Origin of the sequence: Serratia sp. PGPR-27 (assembly GCF_022678525.1) — a bacterium.
Lineage (GTDB): Bacteria > Pseudomonadota > Gammaproteobacteria > Enterobacterales > Enterobacteriaceae > Serratia > Serratia nematodiphila.
In genome coordinates, this window is the sequence record NZ_JALBYS010000028.1 from 53,819 (window position 1) to 69,255 (window position 15,437).

At 54.9% G+C, this 15,437-nt stretch carries 18 protein-coding genes and 1 tRNA gene; 9 read left to right on the forward strand and 10 right to left on the reverse strand.

Annotation, left to right across the window (positions count from 1 at the left end; genetic code table 11):
* The first annotated feature begins 202 nt into the window (after nucleotides 1-202).
* Nucleotides 203-859, forward strand: a complete 657-nt coding sequence (locus MMS95_RS16080) for a TfoX/Sxy family DNA transformation protein (RefSeq protein ID WP_049239718.1) — start codon at nucleotides 203-205, stop codon at nucleotides 857-859.
* Nucleotides 860-863: 4 nt separating this feature from the next.
* Here MMS95_RS16080 and yccS read toward each other — a convergent pair whose 3' ends face one another.
* Both yccS and MMS95_RS16090 read right to left on the reverse strand, forming a co-directional pair.
* Nucleotides 864-2,999: a YccS family putative transporter gene (gene yccS, locus MMS95_RS16085; RefSeq protein ID WP_015377361.1), complete on the reverse strand. Its 2,136-nt coding sequence runs from the start codon at nucleotides 2,997-2,999 to the stop codon at nucleotides 864-866.
* A gap of 26 nt (nucleotides 3,000-3,025) precedes the next feature.
* The gene (locus MMS95_RS16090; RefSeq protein WP_004928120.1) at nucleotides 3,026-3,478 is read right to left on the reverse strand and encodes a YccF domain-containing protein; all 453 of its coding nucleotides are present in this window, start codon (nucleotides 3,476-3,478) and stop codon (nucleotides 3,026-3,028) included.
* A 166-nt stretch (nucleotides 3,479-3,644) separates the two neighbouring features.
* Between MMS95_RS16090 and helD the strand changes: the two genes are divergently transcribed.
* On the forward strand, nucleotides 3,645-5,699 hold the full coding sequence (gene helD / locus MMS95_RS16095; protein ID WP_103085718.1) for a DNA helicase IV: 2,055 nt from the start codon (nucleotides 3,645-3,647) through the stop codon (nucleotides 5,697-5,699).
* A 32-nt stretch (nucleotides 5,700-5,731) separates the two neighbouring features.
* On the opposite strand, the gene MMS95_RS16100 is transcribed toward helD, so the two are convergent.
* Nucleotides 5,732-6,190, reverse strand: a complete 459-nt coding sequence (locus MMS95_RS16100; RefSeq protein ID WP_015377363.1) for a methylglyoxal synthase — start codon at nucleotides 6,188-6,190, stop codon at nucleotides 5,732-5,734.
* A gap of 124 nt (nucleotides 6,191-6,314) precedes the next feature.
* On the reverse strand, nucleotides 6,315-6,980 hold the full coding sequence (locus tag MMS95_RS16105) for a DUF2057 family protein (protein ID WP_088381444.1): 666 nt from the start codon (nucleotides 6,978-6,980) through the stop codon (nucleotides 6,315-6,317).
* A 256-nt stretch (nucleotides 6,981-7,236) separates the two neighbouring features.
* On the opposite strand from MMS95_RS16105, the gene MMS95_RS16110 reads away from it, so the two are divergent.
* Nucleotides 7,237-7,650, forward strand: a complete 414-nt coding sequence (locus MMS95_RS16110; RefSeq protein WP_033633420.1) for a CoA-binding protein — start codon at nucleotides 7,237-7,239, stop codon at nucleotides 7,648-7,650.
* 60 nt (nucleotides 7,651-7,710) lie between these two features.
* Here MMS95_RS16110 and hspQ read toward each other — a convergent pair whose 3' ends face one another.
* A complete protein-coding gene (gene hspQ, locus MMS95_RS16115) occupies nucleotides 7,711-8,028 on the reverse strand; it encodes a heat shock protein HspQ (protein ID WP_004928104.1) in 318 nt (105 codons plus the stop codon).
* Between the two features lie 60 nt (nucleotides 8,029-8,088).
* Entirely contained in the window at nucleotides 8,089-9,279 is a 1,191-nt protein-coding gene (gene rlmI, locus MMS95_RS16120; protein WP_088381445.1) for a 23S rRNA (cytosine(1962)-C(5))-methyltransferase RlmI, read from the reverse strand.
* Nucleotides 9,280-9,372: 93 nt separating this feature from the next.
* Between rlmI and yccX the strand changes: the two genes are divergently transcribed.
* Entirely contained in the window at nucleotides 9,373-9,651 is a 279-nt protein-coding gene (yccX, locus tag MMS95_RS16125; RefSeq protein ID WP_004928098.1) for an acylphosphatase, read from the forward strand.
* Nucleotides 9,652-9,685: 34 nt separating this feature from the next.
* Here the strand turns inward: yccX and tusE are convergent, their stop codons facing one another.
* Both tusE and yccA read right to left on the reverse strand, forming a co-directional pair.
* Complete coding sequence (tusE, locus tag MMS95_RS16130; RefSeq protein ID WP_004928095.1) at nucleotides 9,686-10,015, reverse strand: sulfurtransferase TusE; 330 nt, start codon at nucleotides 10,013-10,015, stop codon at nucleotides 9,686-9,688.
* Between the two features lie 111 nt (nucleotides 10,016-10,126).
* Nucleotides 10,127-10,786, reverse strand: a complete 660-nt coding sequence (yccA, locus tag MMS95_RS16135) for an FtsH protease modulator YccA (RefSeq protein ID WP_004928091.1) — start codon at nucleotides 10,784-10,786, stop codon at nucleotides 10,127-10,129.
* 225 nt (nucleotides 10,787-11,011) lie between these two features.
* On the opposite strand from yccA, the gene MMS95_RS16140 reads away from it, so the two are divergent.
* Both MMS95_RS16140 and MMS95_RS16145 read left to right on the forward strand, forming a co-directional pair.
* Nucleotides 11,012-11,099, forward strand: a tRNA-Ser gene (locus MMS95_RS16140).
* 228 nt (nucleotides 11,100-11,327) lie between these two features.
* Complete coding sequence (locus tag MMS95_RS16145) at nucleotides 11,328-11,543, forward strand: hypothetical protein (RefSeq protein WP_016928277.1); 216 nt, start codon at nucleotides 11,328-11,330, stop codon at nucleotides 11,541-11,543.
* A 96-nt stretch (nucleotides 11,544-11,639) separates the two neighbouring features.
* Here MMS95_RS16145 and MMS95_RS16150 read toward each other — a convergent pair whose 3' ends face one another.
* On the reverse strand, nucleotides 11,640-12,122 hold the full coding sequence (locus MMS95_RS16150; protein WP_242141946.1) for a hypothetical protein: 483 nt from the start codon (nucleotides 12,120-12,122) through the stop codon (nucleotides 11,640-11,642).
* A complete protein-coding gene (locus MMS95_RS16155) occupies nucleotides 12,123-12,920 on the reverse strand; it encodes a winged helix-turn-helix domain-containing protein (protein ID WP_085336376.1) in 798 nt (265 codons plus the stop codon). It lies immediately after the preceding gene.
* A gap of 403 nt (nucleotides 12,921-13,323) precedes the next feature.
* On the opposite strand from MMS95_RS16155, the gene MMS95_RS16160 reads away from it, so the two are divergent.
* From MMS95_RS16160 to MMS95_RS16170, 3 genes are all read left to right on the forward strand, one after another.
* A complete protein-coding gene (locus MMS95_RS16160) occupies nucleotides 13,324-13,935 on the forward strand; it encodes a LuxR C-terminal-related transcriptional regulator (protein ID WP_099981994.1) in 612 nt (203 codons plus the stop codon).
* Between the two features lie 182 nt (nucleotides 13,936-14,117).
* Nucleotides 14,118-14,702, forward strand: coding sequence for a fimbrial protein (locus tag MMS95_RS16165; RefSeq protein WP_015377370.1), 585 nt, complete (start codon nucleotides 14,118-14,120; stop codon nucleotides 14,700-14,702).
* 48 nt (nucleotides 14,703-14,750) lie between these two features.
* Nucleotides 14,751-15,437 (forward strand): molecular chaperone (locus tag MMS95_RS16170; RefSeq protein ID WP_242141948.1); only part of this gene is annotated, 687 nt, incomplete at its 3' end.

Here is a 15,437-nt window from a genome sequence, read left to right on the forward strand (position 1 = left end):
TGTTTATACAGTATCCCTGATTTAGGATAAGATCAACCCAAATTTTCGTAGCGGCTCGCATAATTGCGATCATTTTTTGTACTGGCGGTTTTTGTGATTGGCAGGCGGGCGGATAGTGCGTATTTTTCTAATTAGTTGTTCACGTTACTTTTTTCATTGATGAGAGAAATAATACGGCCAGAACCTAAAAAGGAGGAACGCTATGAAAAGGATGTCGACGAGAAGGATCGCGCAGGCTAAAAATTGCTTTGCGGCGCTGGGCGCCATCACAACACGATCACAGTTTGGCGGCTATGGGCTGCTGGCTGAAGGGATAATGTTTGCGGTAGTAGCGGAAGGGGAATTGTACTTGCGGGCTACGGCGAGCATGGAACCGGCCTTTCGCGCCCGGGGCATGGTCAATATGGTCTATTCCAAGCGCGGTGTGCCCATCACCTTGCGCTATTACTGGGTTGACGAGTCGCTGTGGCGGGAACGCAACGAGCTGGTAGGGTTGGCCTGGCAGGCCATCAGGGAAGCGCGCCGAGAGCAGCGGCTCAAGGCCGGCGATCACGGCAGATTGAAGGCGTTGCCAAATATAGATGTCAACATGGAGCGCTTGCTATGGCGAGCGGGTATTCGCAATGCCTATGACCTGCGGCTGCATGGCGCCAAACGTAGCTATCTTCGCCTGCTGCAACAGCAGACCAATCTGGGGTTGCGCGTGCTGCTGTCGCTGGGCGGCGCGATAGCCGGCTATCATCAGGCGGCATTGCCGACCGAATTGCGCAACGAACTGGTGCGCTGGTTCGATCATACGATGGCTATGCGCCGCCATGGGCATGAGCCAGTAGTTCAGGGCCCATCGAGCGGGCCCTGAATAATTAGGTTGCCTTATTGATTTGGGTATGGAGTGCGGTGAGTTCCGGCAGCAGCTCGAGCATTAGCCCCACCTGCTGCAAAACCAACTGTTCTTTGCTTTCAGGTTCCGGAACGGCTGTGCGAATGCGCTCCGCCAGCTGTTCCAGCGCTTGCGCAATGCGCTGGCTGTTCCGTTCTTCTTGATGTAAGGCGCCGTCCACGTAACACACGGCATCATTGAGCAGATCGAGTGTGGCAGGGGTATTCAACCGCTCGCGGTGCGCCCCCAACGCCGAGATATAACTCAGGAGAGTGTGGTTCAGGCAGAGCAGACGGAAGGCGGCTTCTTGCAACGCCTTGTCGGCCTTGGGATCGGCGGACATGTTGGAGATGACCGAAGCCAGTTCAGCATCGCTGTTGTGGGCATCTCGCCGCGCGATGCGGTAAGCGAGCCCGTTATCCTTACCCTGATGATATTGCACCAGAATGGCGTCCAGATAGCGACAGTTGGCATTCAGCGTTTTATCCACTATCGCCGGCAGTTGGCGGAACTTCCAGTCCGGCCAGATAAAGCTGACCGCCGCCCAGGCGATGGCGCAACCCAACAAGGTATCGTAAACGCGCGGGGCTGCTACTTCGAAACCTTCACCCAACAGGTTAAAGCACAGCAACACAAGCAGCGTAATGAACATCGTTGCATGGGCATACTGCACGGTGCGAAAAGCGAAGAACAGGACACCGGTGATGACGATCAACACCAGTTGTCCTTCCACGGAAGGCACGAAATAGAGGATTGGCAGGCCGATCAGGATACCGGCCAGAGTGCCGATGATGCGCAGCGCCAGGCGCCGGCGGGTTGCGTTGTAGTTCGGTTGGCAGACGAACAGGCTGGTCAACAGGATCCAGTAACCGTGTTGCATGCCGGTGAACTGGATGAAGGCGTAACCCACGCACAGCACTACCGACATGCGGATCGCATGGCGGAACAGGGCCGACTGCGGCGTCAAATGGCGACTGATGCGCAGTCGGATGTCGCTCCAGCCGGTTAAGCGATCGTCGGCCAGGCTGTTCTCTTCCGCCTGCCCGCTGGCCAGCGTCTGCTCTGACTCGATATTGGCCAGCTGCGCATCGATCGCATGCAGGTTTTTCAGCAGGTGCGCCAGCGCTTTGGTTTGCTCTGAATTGCCCTGGGTTTCGGTTATGCGTGCCAAGGCCTCCTGAATGCGGCTGAAGGCTGGCTCAAAACGCGGGTTGTGCTGGTATTTTTGCCGCAGCAGGATCGATTGTGCCAGCTGGCGGCAGGCGCGCGCCTGCATGCTCAGCAAACGCTGGAAGCGGAATAAAATATCGCTGTGACGGAATTGCCGGCTGAGCGCGTGGTACTGAACATGGGAAGAGCTGGCGCGTTCGTGGATATCCTGCGCGACAAAATAGTAGTGCAAGGTGCGGCGGGTGCCGCGTTGGCCGCGATCGCCTTTCAGGCGCGTCAGCAGCGAGGCTTTGGTCTGGTTCAGCAACGCGACCAACGCGCTGTTGGCCATCGCGACATCCATCCATGGCAGGTCGGCGTCGCGTTCGGCGTCGGGATCGAACAGGTTGGCCTTGGCATCCAGATAGTTGGCCAGCTGCTCGTAGCAGCGTGCCAGGTTCTCTTGCAGCGGCCGGATAGGGAACAGCAGGTGGCCCGCCAGCGTCAGCAGGTTATACCACAGCGCGCCGATCACCAGCAGCAGCGGTTGCTGATACCAGGCATCGTACATGGCGGTGCCGAGCATGGTGTAAACCGCGATCAGCAGCGCGCCGAAGGCGATGGTGGCGTAACGTTGCCCTAAGGCGCCCAGCAGGATAAAACCGCAGGTTGAGGTGGTTAAGCCAAGGGCGAACAACCAGGGATAGGGAAACAGCAGTTCGATTGAAGCGGAGGCGACAAAGAAGCACACCAACGTGATCAGCAGGTTGCGTAACCTGCCGGCCAGGCGGTCGTCCAAATCGGTCAGTGCCGCTGCCACCACGCCCAGCGTCAGCGGGATAGTCAGCTTGGGAATGCCCAGCCACCAGGGAACGGCGGTGGTGCCGATCAGCGCAATAAGAATGCGCAGGTGGTACAGCAGATTGCTGTTGTAGGTATAACGACGTACTGCGGGTGCAAAAGAGAGCACAAAAAACTCCTCAAACGGAGAAAAAATTAACGCTGATGATAGTGGCGGCGAGCATTCTCAATACGCGCTTGCTGAGCCATTTCTACCGAGACGACGCGGCGCCCCACCGGCCACAGCGCGATGGCGGCTATTTTGAAATTGGCGATACCGACCGGAATGCCGATGATTGAAACGCATTGCACGATACCGGCGGCGATGTGCGACAGGCACAGCCACCAGCCGAACAGCACCAGCCAGATAATGTTGAGCAGTGAGCCGCCGGCGGAGAGCAGCGCATTGCTTTTCTCCGGGTACAGTTCATCGACATGTATCGCCTCGTTGCCGAACGGCACCAGTGACAGCTTGGTGATTTCCCAGCAGGAGCGAGTGAGCGGCAGCGTGATGACCAGTAGCACGCTGAACACTGTCGCAATGAGCCAGCCTAGCGTGGTGAAGAAACCGCCCAACACAAAATTAAGAATATTCAGTACAGTACGCATAGACGTCATTCTGCTCTAATGATAGCCAAACCGCGATGCGGGCGTATTCACGATAAAAACGCAAAATCTATTCTACCCTTTTTTTAGCGCTAGAGTGCCACTGCTTATCGCAGGTAAACTGGCAGATATCCGTTATTTACTCTCAACATAGTCATGGCGCGACGATATGGAACTTAAAGCGACATCGCTGGGGAAACACCTGGCTCAGCACCCTTATAACCGCGTGCGGTTGCTGCACGCCGGCGTTGAGGTGAGCGGGGAAAAACATGAATACCTGATCCCCTTCAATCAACTGATTCAGGTCAGGTGCAAGCGCGGCATCGTCTGGGGCGAGCTGGAATTTGAATTGCCGGACGAAAAAGTGGTGCGGCTGCACGGTACCGAATGGCAGGAAACGCAGCGTTTTTATCACTATCTGCAGCAGGCGTGGCAGCACTGGAGCGCCGAAATGAGTGAGGTCAGCGCCGGCGTGCTGCAACAGCAGGTGGCGCAGATTCAGCGCATTGAGCAGCAAGATAAATGGTTCAAAAAGTCTGAGCTGGGCAAGCTGCAGCAGCAAATTCGTGAGGCTTTCTCCGCGCTGCCGATGCCGGTAGCGCGCCTGGATGAATTCGATAACTGCCGGGCCGATTACCATCTGTGTCTGCAATGGCTGCAGCAGGGGCAACGCAGCGTTGAACAACGCAACCGGCAGTGGACCGATCGCATGCTGGAGCAACATCACGACTTCTTCCAGACCGTCGAGAGCTCGCCGCTCAACGACGCCCAGAGCCGGGCGGTGGTCAATGGCGAGGATTCCGTGCTGGTGTTGGCCGGCGCCGGCAGCGGCAAAACGTCGGTGCTGGTGGCGCGCGCCGGCTGGCTGCTGCGCCGTCAGGAGGCGGAGCCGGGGCAAATCTTGCTGTTGGCGTTCGGCCGCCAGGCCGCCGGCGAGATGAACGACCGCATCAAAGAACGTTTGGGCGATGTCGGCATTCAGGCCAAGACCTTCCATGCCTTGGCGCTGCAAATCATTCAACAAGGCAGCCGCAAAGCGCCGGCCATCAGCAGGTTGGAAACCGATGCCAACGCGCGCAAAGCGCTGCTGATTACCCATTGGCGCCAACAGTGCGCGGAGAAGAAAGCCCAGGCCAAGGGGTGGCGTCAATGGTTGACCGAAGAGCTGGAATGGGAAGTGCCGGAAGGCGACTTCTGGCAGGATAAACGCCTCGCGGATCGCCTGGCGGGCCGGCTCGAGCGGTGGCTGGGGTTGATGCGCATGCACGGCGGCAGCCAGGCGGAAATGATTGAGCAGGCGGATGAAGACATCCGCGATCTGTTTTCAAAACGCATCCGGCTGATGGCGCCGCTGCTGAAAGCCTGGAAAAGCGCCTTGAAAGAGGAAGGGGCGGTGGACTTCTCCGGCCTGATCCATCAGGCAGTCAACATTCTCGACAAGGGGCGCTTCGTCAGCCCATGGAAACATATTCTGGTCGACGAATTTCAGGATATCTCACCGCAGCGTGCGTTATTGCTGGCGGCATTGCGCCGACAGAACAAGCAGACCTGCCTGTTTGCGGTGGGGGATGACTGGCAGGCGATTTATCGCTTCAGTGGCGCAGAGTTGACGTTAACCACGGCTTTTGCCACCCACTTCGGCGAAGGGGCGCAGTGCGCGCTGGACACGACTTATCGCTTCAACGAACGTATCGGCGAGGTGGCCAACCGGTTCGTGCAGCAGAATCCGCACCAGCTGAAAAAACCGCTCAACAGCCTGAGCAAGGGCAATAAAAAGTCGGTGGCGATCCTGCCGCACGAGCAGTTGGAACCCTTACTGGACAAGCTGAGCGGCTACGCCAAGCCAGATGAACGCATCCTGGTGCTGGCGCGTTACCACCATCTGAAACCGGAAGCGTTGGCGAAAGCGGCCACCCGCTGGCCTAAACTGAATCTGGAGTTTATGACCATCCACGCCAGCAAGGGGCAGCAGGCGGAATACGTCATCATTGCCGGTTTGCATGAGGGGCGTGACGGTTTCCCCGCCGTGGCGCGTGAGTCGGTGTTGGAAGAGGTGCTACTGCCGCGGCCGGAGGATTTCCCGGATGCCGAAGAACGCCGTCTGCTGTATGTCGCGTTAACTCGCGCTAAACATCAGGTATGGCTGTTGCAGGATCGTGAGCACCCTTCGGTATTCGTTGAACACCTGCAGGATCTTGGCGTACCGGTGCAGAAAAAACCGTAAGCTCGGGCCTGGCGGCAGCCAGGCCGTGAGGACTACTTCAGGCGGTCTTGCAGGTAGCGCTGATAGTCGGGGATAGCGATCTCCACCTCGCTTTTGAACAGCGGAGAGTCGATCAGAAAGTCCGCGGTCGAGCGGTTGGTGGCCACCGGAATATTCCATACGGTCGCCAGCCGTAGCAGCGCCTTCACGTCCGGATCGTGCGGCACCGCGTTCAACGGATCCCAGAAGAAGATCAGCATGTCTATCTTGCCTTCCGCAATCAGTGCGCCAACCTGCTGATCGCCGCCCATCGGCCCACTCAGCATGCTGGTGACGGGAATGCCGCTGGCGCGCTGTATCAGGTTGCCGGTCGTACCGGTGGCGTACAGCTGATGCTGCGCCAGAATAGTCTTGTGGCTTTCTACCCACTCCAACAGGGCCTGTTTGCGGTGATCGTGCGCCACCAGCGCAATGTGTTTGCGCGCGGCGATAGTGCGGGTAGTCAATTCCATCTCGGTGTCCTTCGCTAATCAGGGGGATGTGCGACAGATTACTGAAACTGTTTTTCACTGCCTAGCGTTTGCGCTTGAAAATGCGAAGAAAAGGCGCCTTTGCGGGGAAAGACGCCGGGAGGGATCAGCGAATCGGTTGTTTATTGGCCCAGCGCAGGAAGCGCTTCTGTGTTTCCTTGTCGGCCTGTTGGAACCAGTATTGCAACATCTGTTCCGACACGTTTTCACCTTTCAACGTCACCGTCGGGGCATTCAGCGGTGCGCCGGCCAACGCGGGGGTTGAGGGATTGCCTGCGTTCGCCTGCACAAAGGTCGGAACGGAGGCTGGGCGGTTCTGGCGGTTGTAATCGGTCATCACCTTTTCCAAATCGGTATTGAAGGTGACGCTGTCGGGATGCAGCGCATCATGCCGGAATGGCAAGGCGTTGCCGTCTTTATCGACCACCAGATAATTTAACGTTCTGTCAAAGCGTTGCGCATCACGATCGTTCTCGATGCGCGGCAGTTCGATCGCCACTTGGCTGATCTTTTGCGTATTGAAGCTGGCAATCAGCGGCAGGGAGGTATAGGCCTGTGTATGCTGGCCGGAACGTACGGTTTTGGTCACTTTAAACAGCAACTGGTGCTGCCCGCCATCCAGTTCAAGGCTGTCGGCACCTTTTAACAACGAACCTGTCATTTTCTTGCCGTCGACCACCAGCAGGTCGATGTCCGGGGAGAGTTTCAGGGTCGTAGCCGCGGCAGGCATACTGATGCTGAGCAACGCCGCAACCACCAGACCAAATTTCATCATTATCTCCTTATAAAGTGACGTAGCTCTAAGTGTTGAACACGGCATAGGTTGTGTCAAAATTTTTCAATCGGGTATTTTGTTTACATTTTTACATATTTTATCGCGATTAGACACGACCGTGCGCAGCTGAACCGCGACAGCCTCTGACCATAAGATTGCGGTGAAGTTTCCTTCGCATTAGCGTTTAACCGAGCGAATGCCGATCGGTTACACTCGAAATGGAAAGTGACGCAGTGATAAACGGGAGTTGAAGATGCAAGATCAAGAGATTGTTGAGCTGTTGCAGCAGGTGAAAACCATCGCGCTGGTCGGCGCCAGCGATAACCCGTCGCGGCCCAGCTATGGTGTGATGGCATATCTGTTGGCACAAGGGTATCAGGTGATCCCGGTCAGCCCAAAACTGGCGGGGCAGACGCTGCTGGGGCAGCAGGTTTACCCTACGCTGGCCGCTATTCCACAGCCGGTGGATATGGTTGACGTGTTTCGCAATTCGGAGGCGGCTTACGGCGTGGCGCAAGAGGCGATAGCGATCGGCGCCAGGGCGCTGTGGTTGCAGATAGGGGTGATCAACGATCAGGCGGCAGCGCTGGCGCAACAGGCTGGGCTGCGCGTAGTGATGGATCGCTGCCCGAAAATAGAAATCCCGCGTTTAGGGCTGGAGCGCTAAATAAAAAAAGGGCCTGGCGCGATGCCGGGCCCTCTCGGGGTTTCTCAGGTCTTGGCGCGGTCAATTGCGCAAACGTGGCGCCTGTAACTGGTGACGGATGGATTCCGCCAGTTCATCCAGCGATGGTTGCTCGGGGTGCGCCTCCTGGGGCTCGCCATCCAGCTGCGCTTCCGCCAGATAGGTGTGCACCGGTTGGCCTTCCTCGTCTTCCATCACCACGTGGTACCAAGGGGCGGAACGCAGTTCGTCGTTCGCCGCTATCTCGTCAGCTTTGGGTTGTTCTAAAGAGTATTCCGGGTCGATATCGATAACGACTCCCAAATACCCCAGCAGTTTATGCCTAACCTGTTGTCCGATACCGAATTTGCTGGCAATCATGATGACCTCCTGAGAAACAATGCCTTGCTCATATATGGGGGCAAGGCAGCGCATTTCAAGTTACATCACCCGACAAGCGAAGCCTTTCAGATACAGCCCCTCAGGATACGTGGCGATCACCGGGTGATCGGCAGCCTGGCGGAACTGCTCTATAAATTGTACATCACGTCCGGCATCTACAGCGGCATCGGCCAAAATTTTCTGGAACAGGTCGGTCGGCATCAGGCCGGAGCAGGAGAAGCTGAGCAGAATGCCGCCTGGATTCAGCAACTGCAGCGCCAGCATGTTGATGTCTTTGTAACCGCGGCAGGCGCTGGCCAGCTGATTCTTGTTCTCGACGAACTTAGGCGGATCCATGATGATCAGATCGAATTTTTCGCCTTGAGCGCGGTAGTTGCGCAGCAGCTGGAACACGTCATCGCGAACGAACTCCGCCTTGTTCAGATCAAGCTTGTTGAGTTCGACGTTCTGTTTGGCGATGTCCAGCGCCGCCTGCGAGGTATCCACGCTGATCACCTGCGCGCAGCCGCCCATCAGAGCGGAAACGGCGAAGGCGCCTGTGTAGGAGAAGCAGTTCAGCACTCGGCGGCCGGCAGAGTAGTTCCGCGCCGCCAGGCGGCTGTCGCGTTGGTCGAGGTAGAAACCGGTCTTGTGCCCTTGCTGAATGTCCACCAGCAGCTTCATGCCGTGCTCGGTAATAGGCAGGAGTTCCGGCGGCAGATCGCCCAGCACCGGACCCTGCGCCAGCGGCAGGCCTTCTTTTTTACGCACCGCAACGTCGGAGCGATCGTAAATCGAACATTCCGGGTAGCAATGCTGCAGGGCGGAAAGCAGGGCCGGGCGCTGGTATTCGGCACCGGCGGACAGCAGCTGCAGCACCAGGAAATTCTGGAAGCGATCGATAGTGATGCCCGGCAGGCCGTCGGACTCGCCGGCGATCAGGCGGTATCCGTCCAGACCGTCACGCTGCGCGACCCAGTCGCGCCAGCTTTGCGCTTGCTGCAGGCGGCGAATGAAGAAATCGATGTTAATCTCTTCATCCTGCTGGAAAGTCCAGACGCGTGCGCGGATCTGCGACTCGGGCGAATAGGCGCCGCGCCCCAGCCACTTGCCCTGGCTGTCGAGGATATCGATGGTTTCACCGGAGAGGGCTTTACCCTCAACGCGTTGAACGGCGCCGGAGAACACCCAAGGGTGGCGACGGAGTAAGGACTTTTCACGTCCTTTGGCGAGAAACAGGCGTACGGTCATAATTAATAATGCTGCCAGCTAGGATAGAAAGAGTGACACGGCGGTGCAAAGGCACGGCAATGCCATAATGAAAACTGAATTAAGGGGGCGATTATGACACAAGTTTGCATTGCTGCGTATGTGTATGGCGTGGTGCAGGGGGTAGGGTTCCGCTATTCCACTCAGCGGCAGGCCGAGGCGTTGGGGGTGACCGGCTATGCGCGCAATCTCGATGACGGCAGCGTTCAGGTGGTGGCCTGCGGCACACAGGCGCAGGTGGATAAGCTGGTGGAGTGGTTGAAACAGGGCGGCCCGCGCAGCGCGCGCGTTGAACGCGTGCTGGTGGAACCGCAGGGGGTGGCCGATTACGCCGGGTTTGGCATTCGCTATTAAATGCTCGCCTGCAGCGGCGCTGCGGGCGGCGCGGTCAGATGCATTTCACCGGTTTCGGCAAGCCGGCGATTTTGGTGGCTTGTTTGGCCGGCCCTTTCGGGAACAGGCGATACAGATAGCGGCTGTTGCCTTTTTCTTCGCCGTATTTCTGCGCCATGGCTTTGACCAGCATGCGAATAGCCGGCGACGTATTGAATTCCTGATAGAAGTCGCGCACGAAGCGCACCACTTCCCAGTGTGCTTCGGTGAGCACGATCTCTTCCTGCGCGGCCAGCAGCGGCGCCAGGCCCTCATGCCAGTCGGCGCTGTTTTTCAAATAGCCCTGCGCGTCAGTGTCGATAACCTGACCTTCAAACTCCAACATACTGCCTCGATAACGGATAATTCGGAACGGCCGCCAGTTTAGCAAATTTTTTCGGCCGCAAAAAACAAAGCCCCGCCGGAGCGGGGCCTGGAAGACATGCGTAACGCGCGATCAGTTGCTGCGGGCGAAGCCCAGAATGCTCAACAGGCTGATGAACATGTTGTAGAGCGACACGTACAGGCTAACGGTGGCGCGAATGTAGTTGGTCTCGCCGCCGTGAATGATGTTGCTGGTTTCCCACAGGATCGCGCCGGCGGAGAACAGGATGAACAGCGCGCTGATAGCCAGGTGCAGAGCAGGGATCTGCAGGAACAGGTTGGCGATCACCGCCACCAGCAGCACCACAAAACCGGCCATCATCATGCCGGACAGGAACGACATGTCTTTACGAGTGGTCAGCACATACGCCGAGCAGCAGAAGAACACCGCGGCGGTGCCGCCCAGCGCCAGCATGATCAGATCGCCCGCGCCCGCGTTCAGGAACGAACTGAGGATCGGGCCGAGGGCGTATCCCATGAAACCGGTCAGCGCGAAAGCCGCCAGAATGCCCGCCGGGCTGTTGGCCAGTTTATGGGTCAGGAACATCAGGCCGTAGAAACCGACCAGCATCAGCAGCAAGCCTGGTGCAGGCAGACCCAACATTGTACTGGCGGTCGCGGTCAGGGCTGAGAAAGCCAGGGTCAGGGATAACAGGAAATAGGTGTTGCGCAGGACTTTATGCGTGCTGAGCAGCGAGTCGCGCGAAGAAGATGAGACGACAATGCGGTCCATAATGCTCTCTCTTATCAGGCCATCACAAAATAATCCCGATGATAGGCAGCGCAAGGGCTTGATTAAAGTTTGTTTACCAATCTTTACCCTTAGTTATCATTATGGCAACAGCGGGGTGGGTGTTCGTTTGATCGCCGTTTGCTTTGCCTGCGGCGATTTTTCGCGCGGTTGAACGCGTTCGGGCTTTACAAGCGAATAAGGTCTGTTTATAGTGCGCGTCGTTGCGGAGGGGTGGCCGAGTGGCTGAAGGCAACGGTCTTGAAAACCGTCGACGGGAAACCGTTCCAGAGTTCGAATCTCTGCTCCTCCGCCATACATTCTGACCCCGTGCTCTCTGAGCACGGGGTTTTTTGCGTTTGCGTGCGGATAAACCGGGGCGCTTTTGCAGGAAACGCGATCGGCTATTGATAAGGGCCATGCGTCGGTGAGATTATGCACCTATCAAGGTCGGCCGCTCGGCTGCCTGCTGTTGCCAGGCGTTACCGGTGCGACAAGCAACGCCGCCTTATCAATTTCGTTTAATGCTCTTATGGAGACAGAGATGAACTGGTATCAAGTCGCCTTATGGACCATGATCTTTTTGAAGTCCGGCGCTTTCCTGGTGTTCGTATGGTGGTGGATGTTCAAACGCGCGACCAAACCTTATGTCCGCCCGCAAGACGTCGTGGTGGACGATACGCCGTACGATGAGAACCTCACCATGGAAGAGGTGATGAAAAACCATGGCATCGTTCGCACGGATATGTCGGTAAAATAGTCCTCCCGCCTCCCCAACCGTTATCTGGGGCGTGTTTGCCAAGAGCGCGCCCCCTTGTGTTTCTTCGCTGTTTCTTTATGGCATTCTGCTTTCACGTTAACGGCATAACGTGACCGGGAAAAGCACGCCATGAACGATGTACGCATCCTGTCGCACTTTACGCATCGAAAAAACGCCGTTCTTAATGCCGAGAGAGATCATGGGGATTTCTTTGGTCAGCTCATCCGGCGCGTTATCGTCGGGGGCTTTGCTGATTTCTCGGTGGGTGGTCATGTAAAACCCGTGATCCAACCTCTTTATATCAAAGTTTATTTTTCTATCCAGGCTGTAGGTTTTTCCTCCCACGGTAATGTCCCCACGTTGAACGATCATGGCGCGATGCTCGTCATAGATGAATAAACTGCCCGTCACTTTTAGTTCCAGGTCATCGCCTGAAGCTAATCGTTTTTTTGTGATCGTATCGGCTTGGCAATTCATATGTACAGGTGCGTCGGGTGTGAAAACGCGAAGCAGGACAATGAAGAGAATCATTGCCAAAAATCCGATAATCAGTATTTTTGGGTTGCGCAATGCGGCCATTTATTTTCCATTGAGAATTTTGTAGGTAACACACTGGGTATATCGACCTTGCGAGCCGAGATAGCATACACCGAGGAAGGTGTTATAAATCAACGTATGTTTTTCGGAGGAAAAATAGATATCCGCCTTACTGGCTAGACAATCCACACCGCTGCCTTCTAATGCCTGGTTGACCATGCGCTTTTCCAGTTCGTCATCAATATGTTTATCTGCATCCAGAGAATATAAGGTGCAATTTTCTTTTTTTCCTAACGCAACTAAATTCTCCCGAGGTTGATCAGCAGGTTCGATAGGATAAAGCATCGCTACGATCAACAGAGGAATAAATACGCAGCAGACAGTGGCAACAGCGCTAACCTTTACCTTTTTCTGCGGCGGCACGTTGTGCGGTTCGGCAACAGGAGCCAGGGGAGAAAGCGGCTCTGAAGCATAAGAAGGCGGCGTTTCGCTGACGGTTACCTGCGGTGGCGGATAAATTTCAATCATAGCGGTGAAACAAAAACCGACTTTCGCCAGGGTCTTTATTGGAGAGGTTTCTCTACCCAGAAGCTTGAATGCTTTCCTTATTTCACTGACGGCCACATTTAGACTGATCGATGAGCCTGAAAAACCATACTCTTCCCATACCTTTTTTATCAACATCTCACGTTTCAATGGGATATTGGGGTGAGTCAGCATTTCAATTAACAGGCGTGAAGCCGGGTTGGATATCCGTATCGATGACTCATCATTATCAATGAGTTGGAGACGACACGCGTTTGCGTCATAGATCACGCAGAGGTCGATAATATATTTCATGTATTCAGGTTTTTATAATGATATAGGCTTCCAGTTCGCGGCTAGTATTTAGTGAAACTTCGGGTAGGTCAAGGTTCTGGGCGGAAAACATAAATAACCAAGGGCGTTTTTTTATTTTCTCGGCGAACGGAAAACGCAGTCCATTGCCGTTTTTTATGTCATTTTTGGTATTAAATTCTAAAAAAATTAGTTTTTACAGATTATAATAATTAAAATTTAGGTTAATAAAAATAATGTTCCTGTCGTTAATGATTTGATGCAGAATTATCTTAGTGTTTACGGCGCTTGTTTATGTGCCAATCGCTTATTGTTTTCTCCCGAACGGCAATGTGAGTTTTCCAAGGAAAACACAGGTATTTAGTGCAAAGTATCGACGTTGTCTTTGGCCATGGATGGAGGAAGTATGCTCAGTATCGGTATCGTATCTGAAAACATTTTCTTCAGAGAGGCGATAAAAAGAATATTGATGCCAAGGATTTTTCATAAAGATCACGTTATTGCCTACTATGACGATCTGCCTTTGGCTATGGGGCGAAATTGCCACGATATTCTGATCGTCGATGATGCGGTAAAAAGCATGTTGCGTTTCAGTATGGCTGTGGCGTTATTGGCTGCTATTCATGGTGTAAAGATTTTTTTGACGACGGAAGAGAAGCGCCGTCTGTTATTTCGTTCTGTCTCGCATGATGTCGTCGTGCTCGATAAAAAAGGCAGTGTCCCCGGCATCAGTAAAGAGCTGTCTTTTCTGATGGATAATATCTCGCAGCGCCCTGCATTGAATGGAGGCGTTGCGAGTGGAGTGGGCCGCCATACGAAAAGTTGTCTGACGGAAAGTGAAGTGGAAACGCTCCATTTGCTTTCCTTCGGCTATACGGTGACTCAGGTTTCCAGGATTCTTGATAAAAGCGTAAAAACGGTCAGTACGCAGAAATGCAGTGCATTACGCAAAATGGGATTGAAGAATCGGGTGCACAACTTACTGGAAATCTCATCCGGTTTCTCGGAGGTTCCCTAGAGATTCGTTATTTTCATCGTTTTTATTGTCGGGTGATTAATAACGCCATTGTTTGATTTTATAAAAACAGGAATGTGTTCATCCTTTTGCCTCTGTATTACGGGGAGGGATTTCTTTATCCCGCCGGCAGCGGCTGATTTTTATTTATTCTCTTAAACCAAACTGTTATGGAGTTTTATCTCATGATGAAGAAGATGTTTTCTGTTGCAATCATGGCGGCTGCGGTCGCTGCGCCTACGGCTTTTGCTGAAGACAATTCCGCCGGTGGCATCATTAATTTTACCGGTGCCATTACCGACACCACCTGTACGATTAACGGCGGAAAAAGCGCGGATTTCACCGTTGCGCTGAGCCCGATCTCGGTGACCGACGCAGGTAACGCCGTTGGGCCAATCACCAAGAACAAGAAGTCCTTCTCGCTGACCTTCTCCGGCTGTTCGCCGGCGGCCGGCACTGCAGGCACCCCGCTGAAAATCTACTTCTCCTCCGCGGATAACATCTCCACCGACGGCAAATATTTGCTGAACAACTCGGTCAACGAGAACGACGCTTCCGTTGCGAAGAACGTGGGCTTCTCTCTGGCTGAAACCGGTTCTTCCACCCCGATCCAGCTGAACGTGCCTTATGTCACCGACATCATGGGCGATAAAGCGGCACCGGATTCAGAAACCCTGACGCTGGACGCGTACTACTACAAAACCAACGCCGAAGCGGCAAAAGTGGGCGCTCTGAGCTCCAACGTGACTTACACCATTTCTTACCTGTAATCGCGCTGAAAGCCAGGCCCTTGATGGGCCTGGCCACCCGGGGGAACGATGAAAAAATATATGATGATAGCGGCGCTGTTTCTCGGTTCCATTGGCGCGCAGGCCAATGTGGTGGTTAACGGTACGCGGGTGATCTACCCGGCAAACAACAAGGATGTGATTGTCCAACTGCTGAATAACGGTGCCGATCCCTCACTGGTTCAGGCCTGGATCGACGACGGCGACATCAATTCCACCCCGGAAACCGCCAACGTACCGTTTTTGCTATCGCCACCGGTGGTGAAAGTGAACGGCAACAGCGGGCAGCAGCTGCGCATTCAGAAAGTCGGCGCCGCGTTGGCGGCGGATCGTGAATCGGTGTTCTATCTCAACGTGCTGGATATCCCGCCGACGCCGGAAAACCTGCAGGGTACCAATACGCTGCAGCTGGCGATCAAATCGCGCATCAAGCTGTTCTACCGCCCGCAGGCCTTAACCCGCGGCGTAGAAAACGCATTGGAAAAACTGACGCTGCAAGCCAATGGCAAGGGGTTCAACGTCATCAACAACAGCCCGTATTTCATCACGGTAGCGAATATCGGCCAGGGTGAGGACAAGCATCTGCTGGTTGATTCGTTGATGGTTGCGCCGTTTTCCACCCAGTTTGCCTCCAGCAAACGATCGGTCAGTAAAAACGCGCGTTATGACCTGATGTATATCGACGATCTGGGGGCTTACAAGTCTAAAGCCATCACC

Excerpts from the sequence above, each read along its gene's own strand:
- MMS95_RS16110 (WP_033633420.1), top strand. The coding sequence starts at position 7,237 with ATGCAAGATCAAGAGATTGTTGAGCTGTTGCAGCAGGTGAAAACCATC.
- yccX (WP_004928098.1), top strand. The coding sequence starts at position 9,373 with ATGACACAAGTTTGCATTGCTGCGTATGTGTATGGCGTGGTGCAGGGG.
- yccA (WP_004928091.1), bottom strand. The coding sequence starts at position 10,786 with ATGGACCGCATTGTCGTCTCATCTTCTTCGCGCGACTCGCTGCTCAGC.
- MMS95_RS16100 (WP_015377363.1), bottom strand. The coding sequence starts at position 6,190 with ATGGAATTGACTACCCGCACTATCGCCGCGCGCAAACACATTGCGCTG.
- MMS95_RS16160 (WP_099981994.1), top strand. The coding sequence starts at position 13,324 with ATGCTCAGTATCGGTATCGTATCTGAAAACATTTTCTTCAGAGAGGCG.
- helD (WP_103085718.1), top strand. The coding sequence starts at position 3,645 with ATGGAACTTAAAGCGACATCGCTGGGGAAACACCTGGCTCAGCACCCT.
- MMS95_RS16165 (WP_015377370.1), top strand. The coding sequence starts at position 14,118 with ATGATGAAGAAGATGTTTTCTGTTGCAATCATGGCGGCTGCGGTCGCT.
- MMS95_RS16080 (WP_049239718.1), top strand. The coding sequence starts at position 203 with ATGAAAAGGATGTCGACGAGAAGGATCGCGCAGGCTAAAAATTGCTTT.
- MMS95_RS16090 (WP_004928120.1), bottom strand. The coding sequence starts at position 3,478 with ATGCGTACTGTACTGAATATTCTTAATTTTGTGTTGGGCGGTTTCTTC.
- tusE (WP_004928095.1), bottom strand. The coding sequence starts at position 10,015 with ATGTTGGAGTTTGAAGGTCAGGTTATCGACACTGACGCGCAGGGCTAT.
- rlmI (WP_088381445.1), bottom strand. The coding sequence starts at position 9,279 with ATGACCGTACGCCTGTTTCTCGCCAAAGGACGTGAAAAGTCCTTACTC.
- MMS95_RS16145 (WP_016928277.1), top strand. The coding sequence starts at position 11,328 with ATGAACTGGTATCAAGTCGCCTTATGGACCATGATCTTTTTGAAGTCC.
- MMS95_RS16155 (WP_085336376.1), bottom strand. The coding sequence starts at position 12,920 with ATGAAATATATTATCGACCTCTGCGTGATCTATGACGCAAACGCGTGT.
- MMS95_RS16105 (WP_088381444.1), bottom strand. The coding sequence starts at position 6,980 with ATGAAATTTGGTCTGGTGGTTGCGGCGTTGCTCAGCATCAGTATGCCT.
- MMS95_RS16150 (WP_242141946.1), bottom strand. The coding sequence starts at position 12,122 with ATGGCCGCATTGCGCAACCCAAAAATACTGATTATCGGATTTTTGGCA.
- hspQ (WP_004928104.1), bottom strand. The coding sequence starts at position 8,028 with ATGATTGCCAGCAAATTCGGTATCGGACAACAGGTTAGGCATAAACTG.